The sequence below is a fragment of the Bradyrhizobium sp. AUGA SZCCT0182 genome, from assembly GCF_018130185.1.
Taxonomy (GTDB): domain Bacteria; phylum Pseudomonadota; class Alphaproteobacteria; order Rhizobiales; family Xanthobacteraceae; genus Bradyrhizobium.
This window is the reverse complement of sequence record NZ_JAFCLY010000009.1, coordinates 1-22,372: the sequence shown is the minus strand read 5'-3', so window position 1 is coordinate 22,372 and position 22,372 is coordinate 1. Positions and strand designations below refer to the sequence as shown.

Here is a 22,372-nt window from a genome sequence, read left to right as displayed (position 1 = left end):
GGGTGCTAACGAGCGGTCAGGAGTTCGACTTGAATCGCCAACACGAAAGCGGCGCCAACGAGCTCGGTTTCCAGATGGGCGATAAAGCCGCTCAGAAACTGATCGTGCGAGCATTCGGACCGGAGTGCGCGCAGCTCGCACCAGAAAGTGGCCAGCAGCTCAAAGGCTGCGACATATCCCTCCGGAGGATCGCAAGACGGGTCGAGATGGGCAAAGTCGAAGGGCGACTCCATGGGCACATCCACGTCCTGACCTTGTGCGAGCGCTTCCCTCCCCGAAAGCCATCCCCGATCGGAAAGCTCGGCGGCGGCTATTCGGCGGCCTGAAGCTCAAAACTGATGGCGCCCGACTTGGAGCGTTTGGCGCGGACGCCGTGCCCTTTGGCCTCTTTCGCGTCCTCTGGAACGAGCTTCTTGAGCTCGCCCTTGGCGGCTTCGTGATCGAGGAAGGCGGCCCGAGTCCGGCAAAACACCCCTGCGAATTCCGCCCAGGAGTTGGACGCACTCATGTCGACGATCTTGACCGCTTCAATCCGTGGCTCGGGCGGCTTGACACCGAACAGGTGAGAGGTCTCGCCGGTCTGGACGCAGCGCCAGAACTTCTTTTCTGCCGTGGAACAGAGGAATGTGGAAGTTTGTGGGGAACGCTTGAAATCGTCTAGCACTCGAACGGCCGTCAAAAATTGCTTGAGCGCGAGATGACGCGCTGCGTCGATCCGACCCATGCCATGAGAGCCACGTTCGCAACGGCCGCTGAAGTTGCCATTCCTCAAAGCCGGAAAAGGTCAATAACAGGGTACATCTTCTTCAACCGGTGCGAGGCCCGTCAAAACAGTGATTACGTTTCAAGCGACGAGGCTTATACCGAGGTCAACGAAACCGTCGGTCTTCCAAGGAAAGGATCTGGTGGTCGCGCGCCGGGTCGGTGATTGCCGAAGAAGATGCCGCGCTCGGCCAGCCGGCTGATTTGCCCAGCGACGAGTGACGGCTAGGGCTGATCTGCCCGATCTTCATCCATCAGCCCCAAGGGCGCCCTTTGCCAGCGATCCTGGGTTCGCCGATAGCGGCTACCCGGGGCACGCCACTGCAAGTGCTGCAACGTCAAAATCGTTTGCCTAACCTGACGCCACAGCGCGGCCTCATAGCGGCCAAGCCGTTCGAAGATTCCGTTGTCGAGATCGGCCAGACGAAGAAAGGCGCGCGCCAGCTCGTGGCCATTCGAAACGCGCCCGGATTGGAAGATTTCGATAACTTCGCATCCTTCTCCGGCGAGATTTGAAGGCGCCGGATCAGGGGCGGTACTAATCTCGCACTGGATTTGCAGCAGGCCGGTCTCGACGGAAGTTGCCCGCCTCAATCGCCACAGCAGGCTTGCCAGCCGAAGTACTAACTCGCGCTCTACGGCGGTCTCCGCATCATAGGCGGCGGTGACCGCCAGTTCGAAGGAGCGGTAGTCATCGGGATCCTCCAACGGCCCGATTACGGTCTCCGCCGTCAAACCATGGCGAACGGCATTTTGGGCGGAGCGCTGTTTGCCCCTGTGCGTCTTGGGGCCGGTGCTCTTTTGCGCATTGCGGCGGTTGGATTCGATCTGTCGAAACGAGGTCATGTCGGACTACCCGGCAACTGGGTTCGTTTCGTCAAGCGTGGCTCACGATTTTGCCTCGGTACCGGTGTCGGTTCATCGTTGGGTCCTGTCTTCCCGCTGTCGTCTTCCGCGGTAACTGCAGAAGCATGGAGCGGGTGGGTTTCGAGCCAAAGCTTGCTCGCATGGCCAATGGGCTCAAGGCCTGCTTTTGCCCACCAGTCGGTTTCCTTGCCCGCGCGGTGCAGTTCGCGGTGATGTGACCGGCACAACGGCACCGTGAATTCGTCGCTGACCTTGAGGCTGAGGCCGCGGGATTGCGCGAAACGCAGGTGATGGGCATCGCAGGGCTGGCGTCCGCAGACGAGGCAGGGTTGGGTCGCTACGAACCGCAGATGCGTCTTGTCACGAACGCGCCGAGTCACCGGGATCGCCAGCAGGCTCTTGTCGATACGGGAACGCGTCTCTGGTTTTGCTGTCAGTTGGTCCGCATCAGTTTGCGAGAGGTCTTCGTCAGGCAACCCTGGCAGGCGGGCGAGCAGGTCTTGAAAAGCCGATCGGACCAAGTCCCCGTCCGACGGCAACAGGGCATTGGCCTTTGGCCAGGCGCGTAGCGTCCATGCGTCGACATCGTCCGGTGACACCAGCCTGGCCACCTCGGTCAGCAGCTCGTCGCGAAGGATGGCTGAGGGTTCAGCGGACAGGGCGGCCCGGGCGCTTTGTCCGCCCTTTTGCGATCCATGGAATCCGTTTGGGGGCGTGGGCGTCATGGAGCCATTGGAGCCGTTTTTCCTTTCCGGCGCGGCCGGATCGATCCCCGGCAGGACTGTGTCCGGCGCATCGAGGTCGTCCTCGCCGGCGATCCCGACCAGGGTGAACAGGGCGTAGCGCCGGGCATAGGTCAGCGCCGCACCCATCCGGTGGGGAGCCGCCGTTTCGGAAGCCGGGCAGACTGGCCAGTCCGACGACACCCATTCGCCCGAGGCGTGCGCAAGGGTGGTGGTCAGTTTGATCAGGCCGCTATCCCGATCAACGGCGGTGGCCTGAATAGTTGCGATCTCATACCGGCCAAGGCATTTGCGGACGATATCGAGGCCCTTCGACAACGAGGCGTAGCGAAATGTCCGCTGACCCTCGCGCGGAAACTGCTCGATGGTAGCGGTCAGCGATTTTTCCGGGTTGACGATCTCGAGTTGCGCCTTAGCGAGTGCCGCCGCCAGCGTGCCGACTTTATCGCTGGATCGCTGCATGACGCGGCTCCTCTGTCAGGATGTCAAAACTGACGGCGCCGGATTTCGAACGTTTGGCGCGGATGCCGTGGCCTGAAGCTTCTTTGGCATCCTCCGGCACCAGCGCCTTCAGTTCGGTCTTGGATCGTTCATGGTCGAGTGCTGCCTGTCGGGTGGCCTGAAACAGGCCTGCAAATTCGGCCCAGGCGTTTGAGCCGCTCATGTCAACGGTCCGGACAGCCTCTATTTTGGGCCGCGGAGGTTCGACACCAAACAGGTGAGGGACCTCGCCGGTCTCAACGCAGCGCCAAAATCGCTTCTCCGCCGTGAGCAGCAGGTGCTGGTAGAGCGGATCGGCCGGTAGGGTGATCTCGACCCATTTGCCGCCGCCGGTGATGATCGACAGCACAGCGCTCCTTGAGGCCGTGACCCACATGTTGTGCTGCAGCTGGGCCATGTGCTTTTCGGCCGCGGCGGCCTCCGAGAACGACCACGGCAGCATGAATTTGGCCTCGAAGACGGCGCCCGTTGCCTCGACCATCCCGTCCAGGGTCGCCACCATCCACCGCTTCACAGGGTGAAACACCCGCCGCTGTACCTCGGTCACGATCTGGCCGGAGTTTCGTTCGTACCAGTGCCGGTTGAGGTGCTCGGTCACAGTGCCGAGCTGGACGATCAGGTTTGCTGAAAGGTCCTCGGGCTGAACTTCGCCGCGCTTTTCCCGCCATAGGCGGAGCAGGGACGTCTCGTCGTCACCCATGATGATGCGAGCGTCCGAGCCGCCGATGAAGGAGCGGCGATCTGATTGAGCCATTGTAATCTCCCGGTTTCTTGCATCGACACCACTATGTTAATTTCAGTATGGCGGCGTTCGCTGAGTCGCTCGCAACCGCTTTGATAGAAATTCTATTAAAGCTGATGGGGCTCGCTCGTCAATAGAAATTCTATCAAATTGAGAGGCTGTTTGGTAACGACAAGGCAAATTAAGGCGGCTCGGGCGCTACTCGCTTGGTCACAAGCCGACTTGGCCAATCGCTCGGGGATCTCTGAACCGACAGTCGCCCGACTCGAGTCGGCGGATGGCGAAGTCGGCGGCCGCGAAGACACCGCGCAAAGAATGCGAGCAGCAATCGAAGCGGCTGGCGTCGATTTCATCGACGAGAACGGCGGTGGGCCCGGGGTCCGGCTTCGAAAGCCAACAAAAGACAAATCCAGGAAGTAACCCACTCCCCGATATTCAAGGTCTTTTGGCGGGGTACTGACATAACGGCGGTGCCCGAATCGAGAGAGAGTAGATCTTGCGCGTATGCCGCCGCCTTCCTTGAAACCGCACTTGATCTTGATTTGTATCGGCGCTCGGCGCGCGACGCGCCAGCATGCATGCGATGCCCGTTGAGAACGGCGAGCCTGCAATGCTCGCAAGCAAAACGAAGATGCTTGCGACCGCGAAATCAATATCCCGCTGCAAACTTGAGTCTATGTAACGACTATAAGCGGTGTGCTCGGAACACCGATTCTAACTAACGAAAACACGTCAGTGGCGAACAATTTGGAACGGGTCGTTTCCTTAAACCGCAAACTCCGCGTATGACAGTCTAAATTTGCTTCCGTCCTGATCTGCAAGAATGAAAAATATTCTAGATAAACCAGGTGCTTGAATTCGCGGGTACCGGAAGCAGCTTACGAGCAATCTCGGGTCGGCGTTGAAAGTTCAGGTTCACGAAGGCCAGTTTATTTTACTGCGACTTGACACGACTCGTAGCGAACGATTGAATTTTTAAGCGCGAACCGCTCGGTAGTTCGGCCGCTGCCCAAGTTGCTTTTGACGCTTCAAGCCAACGGTTCGCTTTCCGGGGGTGCGGTAGCCTTAGCCTTTTTCCTCCGCTTACCAGTCGCCCGCTCACTCACGCGAGAGGGAACCACACGCCATCTGGCGAGCTTAGTAAGGAAGAGGTGATTCGTAGATATCCTGTTGTTAGGCAAACGGAGTCTTGGAATGGACAACGAAACGGACAAGCCTGCCTACGCAGACGATTTCGAACAACCAACGGCTGCAATCCTTCCCGGCGAGAACCCGTTGGAGTTTCAGCTCCTACACACTCAGGTAGCCGAAGAATGGGCGCCTGATGGTCCAATTGAAGAGCATCTGGTTCTGACAGTTGCAAAATGCATATGGCGCATACGGCGGAACCAAGGTTTTCTTCGCGCCCGACGTACCGCCGCAACGTGCGATCCGGAGAGCAGAGCCTACGATGAAGAGTCGGCACTGACCGCATTTTTTCATGTGCTAGGTCAAGAGATGAACGAAGGCGAGATTGCGCAATCGCTCCATAACCTCGGGGGCATTTTGGAGACCGACCTGCGGAAGAGATGCCCCCGGCGTGATTTCAAGACGGTAAAAGCCTGGATCAAGGCGCTCCGGATTGAGACCATGAAAATGTATATGCAGGCAACCCGTTTTGGATCTGCTCCCCCCGAGGTGTTAGCAGCAAGATCGGCGGCTGTTTTAACGGACGAGATGTTAGCAGCCGAGCTCAATCTCGAGGAGCGTAACAACGCGTTGATGAGCAAAGCAATCAGTCAGCTCCGCGCGATCAAGGCGGCCAAAAACCAACTTACCTTTCGCGAGGTACAGCGTTTTAATCGCGCCCATCCGGTTAGACTCGCCGGTCTCGTTCGCAGGAGAGTGTAAACGTGCAACTGATTGAGCCTTAATCAGAGCAAGACCGCCTGAGTCGGGTTGAACATGCGGGACATTGCAGACCAACGCTATAGGAGCATCATATGCCAGAACGGGTTAGACTGCTGCGAGAAGCTTCTCCCTATGTATTGCCGACAGAATCGCCAGCCGAACTGGAGCAGCTGAAGCGCGCCGTTCGAGAAGCACTCAATCCGCCGGATAGTATCGGAGAGATTTACGCGGATGAATTTGCTTACTGCGTTTGGCTGGCCCGACGTTTTCAGCGCGCGTCGTCGCAAGGAGTAAAAAAGCATTTCGGTGACGCGCTGTTCGACATCCTCCGCGAGCTTGATGCATGCGAGCGCGATGAAGCAGCCGAACTTGTTGACAGTTGGTCTCGAGATGAGCCGACCGCCAAGGCCGAAATACGGGCGATCCTGCAAAAATATGGCAAGAGCGAATATGACGTGGAGGCCGAGGCGATACGCCGCTGCTTGAACAATCTTACCGCAATTGAACAACTGCGCACTTCGAGCGATTTGGGGCGCGACAAGGCTCTGACCATGTTTGCCTTTGTTCAGGACAAGTGGGCTAAGAACCAGCGGGCCGCAAAGGGCGCTGTTGCAGATCATCCGGTGGTCGGTCTTGCACACTCTAAACGAAAGGCAGGCTGAACATGGCTAGCGAACGCCAACGCGCCGCCAACCGCGCCAATGCGAAAAAAAGTACCGGTCCGAAATCGGCTGCTGGTAAGTACCGCGCAAGCCGGAACGCCTTTCGCCACGGCCTGAGTGCGCCACCAGTGGCAGACGATGCCCGGACCGCAAGAGTAGAGGGGTTGGCCCGTAAGGTCGCAGACTCGATGGGCGGCGCAATGGACATTGAGCAAGCGCGCCTGTTCGCCATAGCCCAACTGGAGGTTGAAAGGGTGCGTTCGGCGGCAGTCGCCATCAGCGCTCAGGTCTTCGCAGATATGGAAGGTGGTAAGTTGCCGGAGCGAACCACCGCGGCCACGATTAATTCGACGGAGCCGGAAGAGGGAGCGTTCAAGGCTTCGGCTCATCTGAGGACCTTGAAGGGGGTCGATCGCTATATGCGGCGTGCCGCTTCAAGGCGGGACAACGTGGTCAAGGCGCTCGCTTTGTCCGGCCTCTGAGAGGCTCGGGTGTCCATAGCCGTACCCGCGCAAATCAGTCCGTAGCGGTTCGTGAGACGTCCTTTCTTCCCATGCGGCAAGGACGAACCCCGTTCCGGGCAGCCGTATTTCCTGGCAACAGGCGCGCGGTATGGGTGAGACGCCAAGGGCGAAGCAGCGCCACTCTCCAACATCGCCGGGACAAGTCCGCATCTTCGAACTTCAAATTCTTACGTGCTGGTGGTCCAGCCCGGCTCCGACGTGGAAAAGAAGATCCAGGAAAACCTAGAGGTAGTACCGAGCCAGATGTGGCACAAAGTGCATAGGGACGACGTGCGAATTTCACGCGGGCTGCGGCCGGTGACTGCCTGCGTTGTGATTGCGGCGCCACAGAAACCGCGTGTGAGAACGTTCGGGGTGAGGGCGGGCATGGCCCATTGAGGCGCGGTCTTAACAACTGGGCAAACGACTCCAGCACAATGGTGGTTGGAGTAAGATTGAGCAGCCCTACGAATGTACGAGCCTGGAACCGGAAGGCCGACGACTGAGGCGGCCTAGGTCAAGCCCCAATATACCATCATGGCAACCCCAGCGACGGCGGCAACAAGCAGGCCGACTTCAAAATATCGGTTGATTTCCCGATCATCGCGGATCATCGGCTGCACCGTCCAACCGCCACCGGCGTTTTAGGGTTGATGGAGGCGTGATCTATAAACCCCGCGCTCTGCGGGAACGCATCCGAAAGCTACCAGCCGGTTCCCCTACGGAAAAGACGATTCGGGAAAACCTTGGTAATACTACCGGTGTTGCACACTGAGCACACCAACCTCAAATGTGTTCGCCCGTCAGGTGTATGTTCACAATTCGGCAGACCTGGCGGAGAGCGCGAGATAGGTTTTGTTTTCCTTACAAAACTTCCGTTGCGTCTCGGGGCGTGTGGTGAGTTTTCAAATTACAGTATTGAAGGTATTAGCCGGTCATCCGGGCGGACGCGCCTCACTCGCCGAGCTCACGCGCGCGGTCGCCATTCTAATGTCCAGCGGGCGGGACTGGACCGACCGAACAAAACGCCTTGCTGCGCGCGCCCCAGGCCTCGAAATATTCAGTCAATCATTCGTCCTACGCGATGATGCGGGCTGGCAAATCACCGATGGCGGTCGAGCGTTTCTCGCTTCGGTCGAAACCCCGATCCAGGTGACGGCGGATAACGAACAGCCGACGGAAGCCGCTGTTGCCATGCCGGTGTCGCCGCAGGCGTTGACGCCGATTAGGCTAGTTGTCGTAAACCGGCGCGGCCGACGTCGTCGGGCGCGGGACCGGATGCCGCCTTCAGCGGTTGCTTAGTTTCTTGCAGCGCGCCACAACCAATCTAGGTTTGTCGCCATTGCTTCAAAAGGGGAGTGCGGACGTGGCTACTGGTACTGTGAAGTGGTTCAACTCGGCCAAGGGTTATGGGTTCATTCAGCCGGACAACGGCGGCAAGGATGTCTTCGTGCACATCTCGGCTGTGGAGCGAGCCGGTTTAAGCAGCCTCAACGAGGGCACGAAGGTTAGCTACGAGGAAACCGAAAACCGCGGCAAAACATCCGCGGAAAACCTAAGAGTCGGTTAGCGAAAGAGGCCGCCACTGAGGCGGCGACGCGCTAGCTCCGCAAATGGCGGAACCTGGCATGCCTTCAGGATAGCCTCGCGGCTCGTTGATAGGCGGTCACGTCGTCTTGTGTGCTGGGTGTCTGAACGCTCGATGACGCCGAATCCTGACGACCTGTCGATTTAGACGCAGTCGGCATTTGCTGATTTGCTTCGATAAGCTGTGGCGGGATTGGAAAAACGACGTTGGTCATCCACGCAGCTACGGCAGCGGCGCCTAGGGTGGGGAACGGTAAGCATTTCTGCAGCGGTTAGCGTGTTCATCTGTTGCCGGTCACCTGGCTCTTTTATCGCTCTGGCTCGGCGCGACTGACATTCGTTCCCATCGATCGAAGATCTGCAAGACTAAGCCATTCCACTTCGCCCGGCGGCGTGATCACCATGCGACGAATGATCGACGAGGGAACATCCAATGCCTTCGCAATGTCTGCCATCGACGTGGTTGCAGCTCTCGAGGAACGGACATCTTTATCGGAGGCGCCGTGCACTCCGATGCGGGCGCTATTGTTTGCGTATTTTTCTTCTCCTGCCGCGAAAATGAGAAAGCAAGCTGAGGCGCACGTTGCGCTCCGCCCTACATTTGTGGACATTTTTGCAAACTTGACCGCGTCTGCTATCCGGACAGCTTCTAGCAAGTTGCCGCCATCAGAGTTCAACCGCAGCGAGGTCACCAGTTTACCTGCACCATTCGCCTCCTTGATGCGCGCCTTCAGTAAGTCAGCGTCACCCGGCGCAATATTGCCGGAGATGGAAATTTCGACGCGATCGTCTTTGAGATTCAAAGATTTTATCTCGGCGGCGGCCGCGATCGACACGCTCAGCACGAGCCCCGCACTCACAAGCCAGCTAGCCGCAACTCCCAACTTTTGCATCCCCATTATTCCTCGCGATAACGGCCCATCCAGCCGCGCCTGGGGGCGACGGCAAGTGCTCGAAGCCCTTGGGAACGGCGTGGGGTAATGCGTATGTGGTGTGTGCAAATCATATAAAGCGCCCCGACTACTCCGGATCGGGACGCTTCAATGGACTATAGCGGCCGTCGATCAACCCTTTGATGCTTTACGCGCCCAATCAAGCGCACTCGCTGATATCGGAACCACCTCGCCAACATCGAGCACAGGAGTAATCTTAACGTCATTCCAATAGTTGTATTTCGCAGCGAAGGCGGTGATGGCCTTCGGGTCATTGGTCTCAACCAAAATAAAGCCGCCCCTTCCGGCGAGGTCTGAAACAAACGCGTGGATCGTCAGCCCCTTTTCCTCTTCAGGCTTCCACTTACTGAACGCGGTTAGAAGCGCCTCGCCCCCCGCAATGTTTTGATCAAAGGAAAGACCTGCCGTTCGGATCGTATACTCACACATATATTTCATAGGTTTTCCTCCTCCCTGAACCGGGCAGCATTGCCCAAGTTCCCACAATATCGACTTGTTCGGCGATGTCGCCTCAATAACAATCTGCTGGCTTCAGCGGCCCTATGTCGGGTTCTAAGAGCGCCACCTGATTGGCGAATGCTGGAGCTTCCAACTCCCGCTCCAGAAGACAATGCCAGCCTTCAGAAGGACCGCCGAAGCCGTCAGTCGAAAGCAAACACATCGGATCTATTCATTAACAAGAATATTCAATCCCATGCGTGGACCTTTTGGGGTAATCCCGGACATCATGAATTCGGGCAAAACCTGAGCGAGCCCGCAAGCTTTACGGCGAGTTTAGCCCTCCCGCTTGAGCAGGACGTGCAGGCGCCGATAGCCGAAGCGGCGCCGCTCCTGGGCGATCGCCCGCATGCGTTGGCGAAGGCCGGCATCGTCCGCCCGCGTCGTCTGGTATCTCATGGTCATGCGGCAGCAGCCGATGGCTTTAAGCCCGTGGGGCAAGGTCAGCGGCCTTGCGCTCGATGTTTATGGGTGAGGGCCGCAGCCGACCCTCGAACCAAAACTCCGCTTCGCTTTTCCAGCAGAACCGACCTGGCTGCGCGTTCCCGCAACCTAATGCTTTTTCGGGCCAGCCGGGCGAGTCCTTCACTTGCCTCGCTCGCCAACTTGCAGAATATTGACAACTGGCGCCGCAAACAGGACGATCTGCCCGGTCGCCCGAGACTATCCACCGCTTGGTCGAGTTGTGGCTGAGGGTTAGCAAATGAGTACCGATAAACTTCAGGTGCTACACAATACTGTAGCGGAGATACTGAGCGAGCCTGCCTCGCCACCTACTTTCTTTGACGAGGAGCCCCACGACGCAGCGCGGGCCAGCGAACAGGTTGCGCAGGCTTCTGACAATCTTCGGCGGGGCATCGAAACGCCAATAGAGCATTTCGGAAAGGCACCGTCTCGCGAACCTGGGATTTCGATAAAGAAGATACACGACGCGCCCGTCGCCCGCGACGCCAGGAACGAAATCCCCGGCATAGCTCGTCAAGCACTCGCTGAACAAATCCCCGGTGCCGCTCCATCGGATGCAGGAAATCAACTGGCTTCCAGGCTGTCGCACGAAGTCCCAAGCCCCCGGTCGGATCCGCAGACCAAGAGCTTCAACACGTTTCGCCCGGCTGTCTCGGACAACCGGATTTCGCTTGGCGGTTGGGCGTTACGTGGCATCGCCGGCGTCCTGCTGGCGGCCGGTATCGGCGCAGGCCTTGCCACCTGGTTGGGGTCGCCCGGCGATGCCGCGAAGACAGCTCCTTCACAACCGGCGCCGCCGGCCCAGGCCGCGCCGACCGCCGCTGCCCTGCCGCCCGAGTTGACGCCGCTGCTCCAGTCGATGGCGCGCGATCTTGCAAGCATGGGGAAGGAGATCGAGCAGCTCAAGGCCGGTCGCGACCTAATGGCCCGCGACAATGCGAAGCTCAACGAGCAATTCAGGGCGAGCCAGGAACAACTGACCCGCGCCGTTGCCCAGCTTTCCGAACAACTCAAGGCAAGCCAGGAGCAAGCGGTGCGCGACAATGCAAGCGTAGCCGAGCAAATCAAGGGAATCCAGGAACAATTGACCAGCGTCATTTCCCGGGCTTCCGAGCAGAATGCGCCGCCCAGAATAGCCGCGACCCCGCCACGGCCGACGCCTCCTTCGCCACGGCCAGCAGCTCCCGGGGTGCGCCAGCCGGTGCCGACACTCTCGTCGCCACAGGCCACAGCCCAGCCGAGGGCCGAAAGGCCAAAACCGTCACCGACGTCGCGGCCGCCGGCGCCCGCGCCCGCGCGCTAGAGCTGTTCTTTCACGGGTCCGGTCATCCCACTGCAATAACCAGCAGCCGATTGCCTTGGCTTCATCAAGGCGGTCCGGTGCTTCCGGCCGTGCACCTGTGAGTTCGCAGCTTAGCTAGTTCGGTGGCAAGACAAGGTCGGCCTGCCGGCTATCACGTCGCAAAATGATGATCGATCCATTGCGGGTCGTAAACCTGGCTCCGAGCAATTTCGGAATCTTCTCCATGAGCGGGGACGGTAGCGGGATCGTTGCGATGCCGACCGCATCGCCGACTTTGATCGCGGGTGCAGGCGTGCCCGCGGCCGGCGCGGGCTTGATAAAATCCCGGATCAGTCGAATTTCTTCTGGTGTCAGATTGAGCGCAGCTTGCTCGGTTCGAGGGTCGGCCCCGGCCTTCTTTTCAGCACCGGATTTGTTTTGGGATTCCGTTTGTTGGTCAGCCTTCTGCTTTGCTTTTTCCAAAAAATCCGCCCTGGCGGCGCGTTCCCTGAGAGGCGAGAGTTCGCGCTGGAGGGTTGCGATTTCCGATTTCAGGGATCTGATCTGGGTGAGGGCAATCACTGCTCCAGCGCACATCACGAGCACGAGCAGGGTCAGGAGCGCAATGGCTACGCCTCCGACATTTCCGGTCCTTCGTGCCGCCTTTGCGGTGGATCCGCCTCGCTCCAGATGACGTTGCCAGATGGCCTCAGCCCGCTGAAATCTCGCAGCGATTAGCTTACTGAACTTGTTTCGTTCAGGCGGCGCGAGCGCTGGCGTCTTGGCCTCGGCATCAAAGTTTCGCGCCAAAAAGGCGGGTGCGCCCGGCCGCCGCGTTTCTTCCTGAGGAACCGGGGTTGGATTGCTGTTCTGTAGATCGGCGGCACCAACTTCCGGAGCCATAGGCTGGGCAATACTTTCAAGGGGCAAATGGCCGCCTGGTTCTTGAGCGGCGGCAGGAATTGCACTTACCGAAGAAATATCCTCGGCATTTGCAGTTTCTTCCACCCTATCGGGGTCGACATCGATTTTATCGTCCCGCCGATCGAGATCGAAAATTTTTAGACGCTCCTCAGTGCCGACGAGATGATCGATCATTTTTAGTGAAGGGGAGGGAGATGGTGCGCGAAGATCAAATGAGGGCTCGTTCGAGGCTCCCAAAGCCCTTAACGCAGATCGGCCTGCGTCGGTAATTCGTAGCCCGTCGCCTTCCGGTTTCACCAGCCCCGACTGAAAAATGTCGATGTCATCGAGCGCGGAGGCAATCTCTTCCGATTGATCTTCGTCGGCAGTGAGTGCCTCGACATCGCCCCTGAGGTCGTCAAGAGACGCGCGGCCGTCAGGGCGCTTGGCTAGCGCAGTCAGTATCGCCAACTTGAATTTCACACGGGTCCCCTAACTCCCGACGTCGAATAAGGCGTTCTGATTGTCACTGCCCCGGTTTCTCCCTGTGCTCCGATTCGCTGTCACCACTCTCAAGGGCGTTCAGCTCAAGATCGAAGATCCGTGGTCGTTCCTGGTTGGCGATCGGATCATCGATCATTCCTGGCGCTGGCGCGAGCCCCTTCTTCAGCGCCTTATGGTCGCTGCCAGTTCGGGGGCGTTGAGCAGAGGCGTGGTCCCAGCCGATCGACCAAAAGCCGAAGTAAAGGCCGCCTCAGTTGGCGGCCCTTTTGGATAGGCGGCCCCAGGGCCGGGGGACCGGGTTGTACTGAGGCCGCCCATTCCAACCGACCGGCAATGGCGGATTGCCAACGGCCTCCGCAAGTTACCGCAGCTCGGTTGATCTTGCCGAACTAGTTCGGAGTACCTCAGCTCTTTCATTTTCATTGGCTTGCCGAGCGTGACGGGGCCGAAGATGTTTCGCCTGTATCAGCCATGCTGAAGGCACTGCGCCGGCACGAGCCGGCACCGACTCCAGCGCCGCGCCAGAAGCGCACCAAGGCTTAACCGCGTCGTTCGATGATAATGGACGGATTCCGCATCGAGCAGCGCTTGTGGCAGTACCCTGTGAATAGGTGGGACAAGCCCCCCAATCTTCGGTTTTGGCACCCTGTATTGTGTCATCGTGAGTGATCCCGATTCGCAGGAACCTCATATGGGCGAGCCAGTACGAGAAGTTTGCGCCGATCTTCTGACCCGCGCCAACAGCGCGGCTGAGGATGGCCCCCGTGGATTCGAGAACGCCACCATTTCAATCGTCGATGCACTTTCCAAGGAAGTAAGCACCGCTGATCTGGTCGCTATCAGCTACCGTCTTCAAGCGTTATCCGGCCTTACGATGAATCTGCACGGCCGCGAATATAGGCTGATCAATGAAGCCGCATTCAAGGCAGCCGCGACCTGTCCGCTGGTCTTGCGTGGTACATTCGGTGAAGTTGAATTTGACCGCGAAGAATTTTTGCGGCTAGCACTGTCTTTTGCCGAGCCGGCAGGTAACGGCTGAGCAAATCGGATCCCTAATTGAACAGCCGCGTCGATGGGGAAAAAAAATCCGCAGCGTGCCGCTCGGGATCGAACGTCACTTTGGATCGGCGGACTGCAGCTACGGGTGACGTAACGCGAAAGACTGCACTGATCGGCCTGATCGGCAGCATGTAGGCACCGCATCCGCTGCTCTAGCCGCCCGATCGGGGGTGCTCCGATTCGACCGGATAGCTCCTGAGGAACAAGTACGTTGTCGCTCAGGTCGCAGGATTCTCAAGTGGCCCTTGAAGTGGCCCCGATGCAGAAGGCGCCTGTCGGGCGCCGCGTCGAAACCTGAGAAACAATTGAATTTGCTGGCTCCCCGGGCTGGATTCGAACCAGCGACCATTCGATTAACAGTCGAATGCTCTACCGCTGAGCTACCGAGGAATAGGCGAAACAAATGTTCGCGAGCCGGGAGCGTATAACAAAGCCTTTCGGGCTTGCAAAGGACCAAATGTCCATCCCCGGCGCCATGGTGTACGGGACCGGAAATCCCCGGCGGCTCAACGATTTGCCGCCATTCCCGGTCCGGCGCGGGACATAATCGGCAACGCACCGGTGCAAACCCGGCATCCGCGCGGAGCATGGCGCAAGCCGCCAATTTGACTCAATCCGATCCGAGCTTTGAAACTGCCGGGTTTCACGGGAGCCGAATCGATGTCAGCCAGTGCCGACGACCTGACGAGAGCCGTGCCGTCGATCGTGCCGAGCGATATTCCCGATCTCAGCGATGACGAATGCCTGTTCCGGCTGGCGCAAGCGCTTGTGGAACATGATTCCGAGCATCTGGACGAGGTCGCGCAGCTGATCGGCCGGCTTGCGGTCACGATCGAGTAGGCCGCCTTTATCTTCGGAATCCCGCGCCCTTTGGCGCGCGCGCCCGGCGTGTTGCGTTTTGCCGGAGCTTGTACCAAAGATGACCCCGGTTTCAGCTCTCCCGGCGGCAACGCCGCTTGCTTTCAGGGTCTTCGCCAATGTCCGGTTTTTCGACCGCGCGCCAGAAAATGGTCGATGGTCAGGTGCGTCCCAGCGACGTCACCGATATCCGCATCATCGACGCCATGCTGGCGGTGCCGCGCGAGACCTTTGTCCCCGAAAACAAACGCGCCCTGGCTTATCTGGACCTCGATCTCGAGGTCGGCGAGGCCGGTTCGGAAAAGCAGTTCCTGATCCAGCCGGCGGTGCTGGCGAAGATGCTGCAGGCCGCCGAGATCAAGGAAACCGACAATGTTCTGGTGGTGGGCTGCGCCAGCGGATACGCCGCTGCCGTGATTGGCCAATTTGCCAGGCAGGTCCATAGCGCGACAGGCGCCGACGGGGATCCCGCCAAGGCGCCCTTCGACGTCATCGTCCTGAACGGCGCGACCGAGGTCGTGCCGCAAAAGCTCTATGGGCAACTCCGGGACGGCGGCCGGCTGGTGGGCGTTTTCGCGATGTCGCAGCCGCAGCGGGCTACCATCGTGACGCGTTCCCATGGCGATTTCGGGAACCGGGCGCTGTTCGACGCCGCCGTGCCGGTGCTGCCGGGCATGGAACGGCTTCCAGCGTTCGTTTTCTAGAAGCGTTTTCGAGCGAAAGCCTGCCCCGGACTTGATCCGGGGTGGAACCCGGTTCGCGCCAGGAAAACGCGTCAAAACAAAAAGACGCCCCGTTCAGGCTGTTAAAATCCCGTTCTGAATCAGAAGTGTGGCCCGTTTGCCCCACGTGAAGAGTTTCGACCGGTTTCGCTTGCTGGGTGGTTCCGTCGAGCCCCGGTGCGGAATAAGGTGAGCCGGGACTCACTTCGACGAAGCGGCGTCCGGTTGTTGTTTTGGCCGGCGAACTAAATGATTGGATCACCATTGATGCGTGGGGTGAAGGTTTTCACCGGAGCTGCGGCTTCGGTCCTTCTGTTAACTTTGATGGGCCCGACGCCCGCTCTGGCCGATACGATCGAGGCCGCGCTGGTGCGCGCCTATCAGAACAACCCACAGTTAAACGCGCAGCGCGCCCAGGTGCGCTTCACCGACGAAAACGTGCCACAGGCGTTGTCGGGCTATCGCCCGAGGGTCGCCGTCACCGCCAGCGCCGGTTATCAATATACCGACACGCTTTTCAATTCTGGCGGTCTCAACGCTGCGGGTGCCCCCGTCGTGGTTTCTCAGCAAACTCACGGCACCAACGCGCCGCGCAGCGTCGGCGCTACCGTCACGCAGAACGTGTTCAACGGCCAGCAGACCGCCAACCGCACCCGCGCCGCTGAAAGCCAGGTTTCCGGCGCGCGCGAAGCCTTGCGGGCGCTGGAGCAGACCGTGCTGCTGTCGGCGGCCACGATCTACATGGACTATCTGCGCGACTCCGCGATCGTCGAGGTTCAGAAGAGCAACGTTCGCGTGCTCGAACAGACGCTGAAGCAGACCAAGGACCGCTTCAATGTCGGCGAAGTGACCCGCACCGACGTCGCGCAATCGGAAGCACAACTGGCCGCCGGCAGGACCCAGCAACTCACCGCCGAGTCCAACCTGAACACGACGCGTTCGAACTTCCGCCGCATCATCGGCAATGAGCCGGTAGCGCTGGCCCCGGGTTCGCCGGTCGATCGCTATTTGCCGGGCACGCTGCCCGGCGCCGTCGAACTCGGCCTGACGCAAAATCCGAATGTTACCGCGGCGATGTTCGGCATCGACGTCAGCTACCTCCAGGTCAAGGTCAACGAGGGCGCATTGTTGCCGACCGTGAACCTGGTGGCATCGGTGCAGCAGTCCTACGAACAGACCATGACAGCCTACAGGTCGTTCGGGGCGTCGGCTGTCGCGCAGCTCAATGTCCCGATCTACAATGGCGGCGCCGAATATTCGTTGATCCGCCAATCCAAGGAAACCCTGGCGCAGCAGCGCCTCACTCTCGAACAGCAGCGGGATCAGGCCCGCGCCAACGTCGTCACGGCCTGGGGACAGCTGGTGGCCGGCAAGGCGCAAGTGCAGTCGGCACAGGCGCAGGTGACGGCGTCCGAGATCGCGCTCAACGGCGTGCGCGAGGAAGCCAAGGCCGGACAGCGCACCACGCTCGACGTCTTGAACGCGCAGCAGGCGCTGGTCAACGCGCGCGTCGCGCTGGTCACCGCCCAGCACGACCGCGTCGTCGCGTCCTACTCGGTGCTCAACACGATCGGGCGTTTGTCACCGATCGTGCTCAAGCTGCCGACCACGACCTATGATCCGAGCGTGCATTATCATCAGGTGCGCGACAGCTGGGCCGGCGTTCGCACCCCCGACGGCCGCTGATATCCCGCCACCCGCATGCGTGCGGGATGACAAGCGTCACCCCCGGGATCACAAGCGTCACCCGGGGATGACAACGTCATTCGGGGGATGACAACGTCATTCGGCCGGAATGATTCACCACCCGACGGGAAGTACGCCGGGTGTGTTGTTGCAATCACTTGTTGCCGTGACATAACTTTCTTGGAGGCAGCAGGGCGATTCGCACACCTTTTACGTCTACAGGCCGCGAGCCGGGTTGCTTTTGGGGAGCGGAACCCCGCGCGATGCATCGTGTGGGGTTGATCTGGGGACAAGTCTGGCTTGCGCGATGAAAATCCCGGCCTGCATATCCGGAACCGGCAAATCCCGAGTGGCTTGGTGTAAAATGGTTTCGATGTGGAGTCGGCGATGACGCAACCTGCAAAGGTCCAAGAGCCCTCGATGGAGGAGATTCTGGCGTCGATCCGTCGCATCATCGCTGACGACGAAGCCAAACCTGCTGATGCAAAGCCGGCTGCCGCCGAGAAGCCCGCAAGCCCGCCGCCATCAGCGAAACCCGAGCCTCCGGCCGCCAAGCCGACGGCGATGAAGGATATTCCGCCGTCGGCGATCGCGCCCAAACCGGCCGCCGCGCCCAAGCCCGCGCCACCGCCGCCTGCGCCGGAGCCCGCCGCCAGCAACAACCAGGACGACATCGACGCGATGCTGGCAAGCCTCGACGCGGCGACGCCGGAGGCCGACATCCGGCCGGCGCAGCCCGAGGCCGACGTATTCGAGCTCACCGATGAGATGGCGGTGCCGGATCCGCAGCCGGCTGCATCCTCATTCCACAAGATCGAGCCGCAGGACGACATCGAGTTCACCGAGACCGCCGCCGCCAAGGCGCTGCACCGGCAGCCGGCCTATGAACCGCCGCCGTTTGAAAGCGCCGCCGCAGCTTCGCCGGCGCAGCAGATATTGTCGCGCTCGACGGTGTCCGCGGTCGAATCCGCTTTCAATTCGCTGGCCAACACGGTGCTCAGCAACAACGCCCGGACGCTGGAAGATCTGGTCAAGGAAATGCTGCGGCCGATGCTGAAATCCTGGCTCGACGACAATCTCCCGGGCTTGGTGGAGAAGCTCGTCAAAGCCGAAATCGAGCGGGTTTCGCGCGGGCGTTAACCAGCCTGCAGCCGTTTGGCCCTTATTCAGCCACCACCATTGGGCTTTATCGCGCTTTCGGCGTACAGGTCCGGTTGACTCGATGCCTTCCGGCGGCTTTCTAGGGGCCCGTAAGGTTCCTGATTGCTTCAGAGTCGGGCGCTAGTCTGTTGTTTTGAACGCGTTTTCCTGGCGCGAACCGATCCAAAATTCGCCCGAAAACGCTATCGCTTCCTCAAGACCCCAATTGCATTGTCATGATCGAGAAAAACTACCAGCCCGCCGATATCGAAAGCCGCATGTCGGCCATCTGGGAGGAGAGCGGCGCGTTCAAAGCCGGCCGCCCCGAGCGGCGCGACGCCGAGCCCTTCACGATCGTGATCCCGCCGCCGAACGTCACCGGCTCGTTGCACATGGGCCATGCGCTCAACAACACCTTGCAGGACATCCTCTGCCGCTTCGAGCGGATGCGCGGCCGTGACGTGCTGTGGCAGCCCGGCACCGATCATGCTGGTATCGCCACGCAAATGGTGGTCGAGCGGCAATTGATGGAGCGGCAGGAGCCAGGCCGCCGCGACATGGGGCGCGCGAAATTCCTCGAGCGCGTCTGGCAGTGGAAGGCGGAAAGCGGCGGCGTCATCGTCAACCAGCTGAAGCGGCTCGGCGCCTCCTGCGACTGGTCGCGCGAACGTTTTACGATGGACGAGGGCCTCTCTCGCGCGGTCGCCAAAGTGTTCGTCGAGTTGTACCGCGAAAAGCTGATCTACAAGGACAAGCGGCTGGTCAACTGGGACCCGAAGCTGCTTACCGCGATCTCCGATCTCGAAGTGCAGCAGGTCGAGGTCAAGGGCAGTCTCTGGTATCTGCGCTATCCGATCGAGGGCAAAACTTTCAGCCCTGACGATCCCACGACCTTCATCGTGGTCGCGACCACGCGGCCGGAGACGATGCTGGGCGACACGGCGGTGGCCGTGCATCCGGACAACGAACGGCTCGGGCATCTGATCGGCCAGCACGTCATCCTGCCGTTGGTCGGCCGCCGCATCCCGATCGTCGGCGACGACTATGCCGATCCCGAGAAGGGTTCGGGCGCGGTCAAGATCACGCCGGCGCACGACTTCAACGACTTCGAAGTCGGCAAGCGCCACGGTCTGCCGCAGATCAGCGTGCTCGATCAGGAGGGCTGCATGGCCCTCGTCGACAATGAGGACTATCTGCGCGGCTTGCCGGAAGGCGCGTCCCAATTCGCGGAAGAATTCCACCATGTCGATCGCTTCGCCGCGCGCAAGCGGATCGTCACGCGTCTGGAGGAATTCGGCTTCCTCGAAAAGATCGAGCCCAACACCCACGCGGTGCCGCACGGCGATCGCTCCGGCGTCGTTATCGAGCCGTATCTCACCGATCAATGGTATGTCGACGCCAAGACGATGGCGCAGCCGGCGATCGCGGCGGTGCGTGGCGGCGCGACCGCGTTCGTCCCGAAGAACTGGGAAAAGACCTATTTCGAATGGATGGAGAACATCCAGCCCTGGTGCATTTCCCGCCAGCTCTGGTGGGGCCACCAGATTCCGGCCTGGTACGGCCCTGACGGCAAGGTGTTCGTCGCCGAGACCGAAGAGGAAGCCGTCGGCAACGCGCTCGGCTATTACGTCGAACAGGAAGTCATCACGCCGGAGCAGGGGCAGGCGATGGCGGAGGATTCCGCCAAACGCGAAGGCTTCATCACGCGCGATGAAGACGTGCTCGACACCTGGTTCTCGTCGGCGCTGTGGCCGTTCTCGACGCTGGGCTGGCCGGAGGAAACACCGGAGGTCGCGCGTTACTATCCGACCAACGTGCTGGTGACGGGTTGGGACATCATCTTCTTCTGGGTCGCGCGGATGATGATGATGGGCCTTCACTTCAAGGAGGAAGCGCCGTTCTCGACCGTCTACATCCACCGCCTGGTTCGCGACGAGAAGGGCGCGAAGATGTCGAAGTCGAAAGGCAACGTCATCGATCCCCTGGGCGTCATCGACGACTATGGCGCCGACGCACTGCGCTTTGCGCTGGCACGCGGCGCCGCGCACAGCCATGACATCAAGTTATCGCCGCAACTCGTTGAAACTAATCGCAATTTCGCAACCAAGCTGTGGAATTCCTGCCGCTTTGCCGAGATGAATGGCTGCGTCATGCCGGCGGGTTTTGATCACACGAGCGCCAAGGAAACCCTGAACCGCTGGATCGCGCACGAGACCTCGCGCGCCACCCGCGAGGTCACCGAGGCGATCGAGGCCTATCGCTTCAACGACGCAGCCAACGCGATCTATCGCTTCGTCTGGAACGTCTATTGCGACTGGTACATCGAACTCGCAAAACCGATGTTGCTGGGCGAGGAGGGCGCGGCGAAAACCGAAACCCGCGCCATGGTCGCCTGGGCGCGCGATGAAATTCTGAAGTTGCTGCATCCGTTCATGCCCTTCATCACCGAGGAATTGTGGGCAGTGACTGCGGCGCGTGACGGCCTGCTGGTGCTGGCGGAATGGCCGCGCAAGGCGGGGGCGGCGACGGCGGATCAACTCGCATCGATGGCCTTGGCGGGCCCGAACGATGCGCTGATCCCGCCGATCATGGCCGCCCTTGATGCCGGCGATTTCAGCGATCCCGCAGCGGAAGCCGAAATCGGTTGGGTGGTCGATCTCGTCACGGCGATCCGCTCGGTGCGCGCGGAAATGAATATTGCGCCGGCCACGTTGACGCCGCTGGTGCTGGCGGGTGCATCCGCCGAGACCAGGGATCGTGCGCAGCGCTGGAGCGACACGGTCAAGCGCATGGCGCGGCTTGGCGAGATTTCGTTCGCCGACCACCCGCCGGAAGGCGCGGTGCAATTACTGGTGCGCGGCGAAGTCGTGGCGCTGCCGCTCAAGGGCGTGATCGATCTGGCGGCCGAGAAAGCCCGGCTCGACAAGGAAATCGCCAAGGCCGACGCCGACATCAAGCGCGTCGACGCCAAGCTCGGCAACGAGAAATTCGTCGCCAATGCGCCCGAAGAGATCGTCGAGGAAGAAAAAGAGAAGCGCGAGGCGGCCGTGGCGCGGAAAGAAAAAACTCTCGAAGCGCTGGAGCGGCTGAAGAACGCGGTTTAGGGCGATGGCTTCATCCTTCGAGACGCATCGCTTTGCGATGCTCCTCAGGATGAGGTCTGCTAGCTCACGATGAGATCTTTGACCCTCATGGTGAGGAGCGCGGCAGCGCCGCGCGTCTCGAACCATGCGGCCATGATTGTCACTCAGGCGGAATGCGTTCCAACTCGCAGAGCCATCCATGCTGGACCACGTCTCCATCACGGTCTCCGACATCGCCGCCGCCGAGCGGTTCTACGACGCGATCATGAAAGCGCTCGGAATCGTCAAGGTCGGCCGTCGCGACGACTGGCTCGGCTATGGTGAGCGGGCGCGCCCGGCGTATCCGGACCGGGTTTATCTCACCATCCGCAAGGGCCCGAAACCGGACGACGCTTTTGGCCGCCACTGGTGCTTCAAGGCACGATGGCAGACCAAGGTCGACGCCTTCTGGGACGCCGGCATCGCCGCCGGCGGCACCGACGACGGACCGCCGGGACTGCGCGACTATCACGCGTCCTATTACGCGGCGTTCCTGCGCGATCCCGACGGCAACCGCATCGAGGCCGTGTGCCATCACGCGGTGTGAAAAGCGAGATACCGCCGCGACAAACTGACACGACGGGCAAATCACTTCTGATTGTCAGAAATTGTGTCAAGCCCCGAAATAAAAAATATTTCGCTTTCGCCGTCGGGCAAATCATCTCTACGAGTTTGCGTTATCCCGTCCCACTCAGAGGGGCGTCGGCCGTCGTCACGACGAGGGGCGGGTTGCGATGGACGTAACAGTTACGATTGACGGTCGCGGCTGAAGCGTACGGCGAAAGCGTGTGGTCCTGGCGCCCGTAACGGCGTTAAGTCCTGCGGGAGCTAACGCTTCCGAGGGGCGACGGTGGCAATAGAGGCCGTCTCACCGGGGAGAGCGCGTCATAAGCCGTAAAGCCATTGCGCAGGGAAGGCTGGGT

General features: G+C 60.3%; 21 protein-coding genes, 1 tRNA gene and 2 pseudogenes. 14 read left to right on the top strand and 10 right to left on the bottom strand.

Translation table 11 applies throughout. The annotated features are described in order from the left end of the window. Nucleotides 1–5: 5 nt before the first annotated feature. From JQ611_RS12280 to JQ611_RS12260, 5 genes and pseudogenes are all read right to left on the bottom strand, one after another. The gene (locus JQ611_RS12280; RefSeq protein WP_212465568.1) at nucleotides 6–233 is read right to left on the bottom strand and encodes a hypothetical protein; all 228 of its coding nucleotides are present in this window, start codon (nucleotides 231–233) and stop codon (nucleotides 6–8) included. Nucleotides 234–310: 77 nt separating this feature from the next. Continuing rightward, nucleotides 311–622, bottom strand: a pseudogene (locus JQ611_RS12275) (endonuclease); the annotation flags it as partial. 365 nt (nucleotides 623–987) lie between these two features. Continuing rightward, complete coding sequence (locus tag JQ611_RS12270; protein ID WP_212465567.1) at nucleotides 988–1,608, bottom strand: hypothetical protein; 621 nt, start codon at nucleotides 1,606–1,608, stop codon at nucleotides 988–990. Further along, nucleotides 1,605–2,834 (bottom strand): ERF family protein, encoded by a 1,230-nt coding sequence (locus JQ611_RS12265; protein WP_212465566.1) that lies wholly within the window; start codon nucleotides 2,832–2,834, stop codon nucleotides 1,605–1,607. Before JQ611_RS12265 ends, JQ611_RS12270 begins: the two co-directional genes overlap by 4 nt. Next, the gene (locus JQ611_RS12260) at nucleotides 2,815–3,627 is read right to left on the bottom strand and encodes a YqaJ viral recombinase family protein (RefSeq protein WP_212465565.1); all 813 of its coding nucleotides are present in this window, start codon (nucleotides 3,625–3,627) and stop codon (nucleotides 2,815–2,817) included. The genes JQ611_RS12265 and JQ611_RS12260 overlap by 20 nt, the downstream gene beginning before the upstream one ends. 138 nt (nucleotides 3,628–3,765) lie before the next feature. Between JQ611_RS12260 and JQ611_RS12255 the strand changes: the two genes are divergently transcribed. The 6 genes from JQ611_RS12255 (at nucleotide 3,766) to JQ611_RS12230 (ending at nucleotide 8,240) form a co-directional block, all read left to right on the top strand. Continuing rightward, nucleotides 3,766–4,035 carry a helix-turn-helix transcriptional regulator gene (locus JQ611_RS12255; RefSeq protein WP_312011939.1) on the top strand — a complete coding sequence of 90 codons (270 nt, stop codon included), beginning with the start codon at nucleotides 3,766–3,768 and terminating at the stop codon, nucleotides 4,033–4,035. 774 nt (nucleotides 4,036–4,809) lie between these two features. Continuing rightward, entirely contained in the window at nucleotides 4,810–5,505 is a 696-nt protein-coding gene (locus tag JQ611_RS12250) for a hypothetical protein (protein WP_212465563.1), read from the top strand. A gap of 92 nt (nucleotides 5,506–5,597) precedes the next feature. Next, nucleotides 5,598–6,167 carry a hypothetical protein gene (locus JQ611_RS12245; RefSeq protein ID WP_212465562.1) on the top strand — a complete coding sequence of 190 codons (570 nt, stop codon included), beginning with the start codon at nucleotides 5,598–5,600 and terminating at the stop codon, nucleotides 6,165–6,167. 2 nt (nucleotides 6,168–6,169) lie between these two features. Then, on the top strand, nucleotides 6,170–6,649 hold the full coding sequence (locus JQ611_RS12240; protein WP_212465561.1) for a hypothetical protein: 480 nt from the start codon (nucleotides 6,170–6,172) through the stop codon (nucleotides 6,647–6,649). 918 nt (nucleotides 6,650–7,567) lie between these two features. After that, nucleotides 7,568–7,972: a hypothetical protein gene (locus tag JQ611_RS12235; protein WP_212465560.1), complete on the top strand. Its 405-nt coding sequence runs from the start codon at nucleotides 7,568–7,570 to the stop codon at nucleotides 7,970–7,972. Nucleotides 7,973–8,036: 64 nt separating this feature from the next. Next, nucleotides 8,037–8,240 (top strand): cold-shock protein, encoded by a 204-nt coding sequence (locus JQ611_RS12230; RefSeq protein ID WP_212465559.1) that lies wholly within the window; start codon nucleotides 8,037–8,039, stop codon nucleotides 8,238–8,240. A 325-nt stretch (nucleotides 8,241–8,565) separates the two neighbouring features. Here JQ611_RS12230 and JQ611_RS12225 read toward each other — a convergent pair whose 3' ends face one another. The 3 genes and pseudogenes from JQ611_RS12225 to JQ611_RS12215 form a co-directional block, all read right to left on the bottom strand. Continuing rightward, nucleotides 8,566–9,150 carry an ATP-dependent Clp protease proteolytic subunit gene (locus JQ611_RS12225; RefSeq protein WP_212465558.1) on the bottom strand — a complete coding sequence of 195 codons (585 nt, stop codon included), beginning with the start codon at nucleotides 9,148–9,150 and terminating at the stop codon, nucleotides 8,566–8,568. Between the two features lie 171 nt (nucleotides 9,151–9,321). After that, the gene (locus tag JQ611_RS12220) at nucleotides 9,322–9,648 is read right to left on the bottom strand and encodes a DUF3303 domain-containing protein (RefSeq protein ID WP_212214966.1); all 327 of its coding nucleotides are present in this window, start codon (nucleotides 9,646–9,648) and stop codon (nucleotides 9,322–9,324) included. 339 nt (nucleotides 9,649–9,987) lie between these two features. After that, nucleotides 9,988–10,134, bottom strand: a pseudogene (locus JQ611_RS12215) (IS3 family transposase); the annotation flags it as partial. Between the two features lie 277 nt (nucleotides 10,135–10,411). On the opposite strand from JQ611_RS12215, the gene JQ611_RS12210 reads away from it, so the two are divergent. Beyond that, nucleotides 10,412–11,476 (top strand): hypothetical protein, encoded by a 1,065-nt coding sequence (locus JQ611_RS12210; protein WP_212465557.1) that lies wholly within the window; start codon nucleotides 10,412–10,414, stop codon nucleotides 11,474–11,476. A gap of 114 nt (nucleotides 11,477–11,590) precedes the next feature. On the opposite strand, the gene JQ611_RS12205 is transcribed toward JQ611_RS12210, so the two are convergent. Beyond that, nucleotides 11,591–12,841, bottom strand: coding sequence for a hypothetical protein (locus JQ611_RS12205; protein ID WP_212465556.1), 1,251 nt, complete (start codon nucleotides 12,839–12,841; stop codon nucleotides 11,591–11,593). Nucleotides 12,842–13,553: 712 nt separating this feature from the next. Between JQ611_RS12205 and JQ611_RS12200 the strand changes: the two genes are divergently transcribed. After that, on the top strand, nucleotides 13,554–13,901 hold the full coding sequence (locus JQ611_RS12200; protein WP_212465555.1) for a hypothetical protein: 348 nt from the start codon (nucleotides 13,554–13,556) through the stop codon (nucleotides 13,899–13,901). Nucleotides 13,902–14,236: 335 nt separating this feature from the next. Here JQ611_RS12200 and JQ611_RS12195 read toward each other — a convergent pair. Further along, nucleotides 14,237–14,311 (bottom strand) — tRNA-Asn (locus tag JQ611_RS12195). Nucleotides 14,312–14,581: 270 nt separating this feature from the next. Here JQ611_RS12195 and JQ611_RS12190 point away from each other — a divergent pair. The 6 genes from JQ611_RS12190 (at nucleotide 14,582) to JQ611_RS12165 (ending at nucleotide 21,996) form a co-directional block, all read left to right on the top strand. Next, a complete protein-coding gene (locus JQ611_RS12190; RefSeq protein WP_212465554.1) occupies nucleotides 14,582–14,761 on the top strand; it encodes a hypothetical protein in 180 nt (59 codons plus the stop codon). A 137-nt stretch (nucleotides 14,762–14,898) separates the two neighbouring features. Continuing rightward, nucleotides 14,899–15,483: a protein-L-isoaspartate O-methyltransferase gene (locus JQ611_RS12185; RefSeq protein WP_212264690.1), complete on the top strand. Its 585-nt coding sequence runs from the start codon at nucleotides 14,899–14,901 to the stop codon at nucleotides 15,481–15,483. A gap of 285 nt (nucleotides 15,484–15,768) precedes the next feature. Beyond that, nucleotides 15,769–17,187: a TolC family outer membrane protein gene (locus tag JQ611_RS12180; RefSeq protein ID WP_212465665.1), complete on the top strand. Its 1,419-nt coding sequence runs from the start codon at nucleotides 15,769–15,771 to the stop codon at nucleotides 17,185–17,187. Between the two features lie 387 nt (nucleotides 17,188–17,574). Continuing rightward, nucleotides 17,575–18,327, top strand: coding sequence for a PopZ family protein (locus JQ611_RS12175; RefSeq protein WP_212264687.1), 753 nt, complete (start codon nucleotides 17,575–17,577; stop codon nucleotides 18,325–18,327). A gap of 236 nt (nucleotides 18,328–18,563) precedes the next feature. Continuing rightward, nucleotides 18,564–21,431, top strand: a complete 2,868-nt coding sequence (locus JQ611_RS12170; protein ID WP_212465553.1) for a valine--tRNA ligase — start codon at nucleotides 18,564–18,566, stop codon at nucleotides 21,429–21,431. A 178-nt stretch (nucleotides 21,432–21,609) separates the two neighbouring features. Next, nucleotides 21,610–21,996 carry a VOC family protein gene (locus JQ611_RS12165; protein WP_212264683.1) on the top strand — a complete coding sequence of 129 codons (387 nt, stop codon included), beginning with the start codon at nucleotides 21,610–21,612 and terminating at the stop codon, nucleotides 21,994–21,996. Nucleotides 21,997–22,372: the final 376 nt, after the last annotated feature.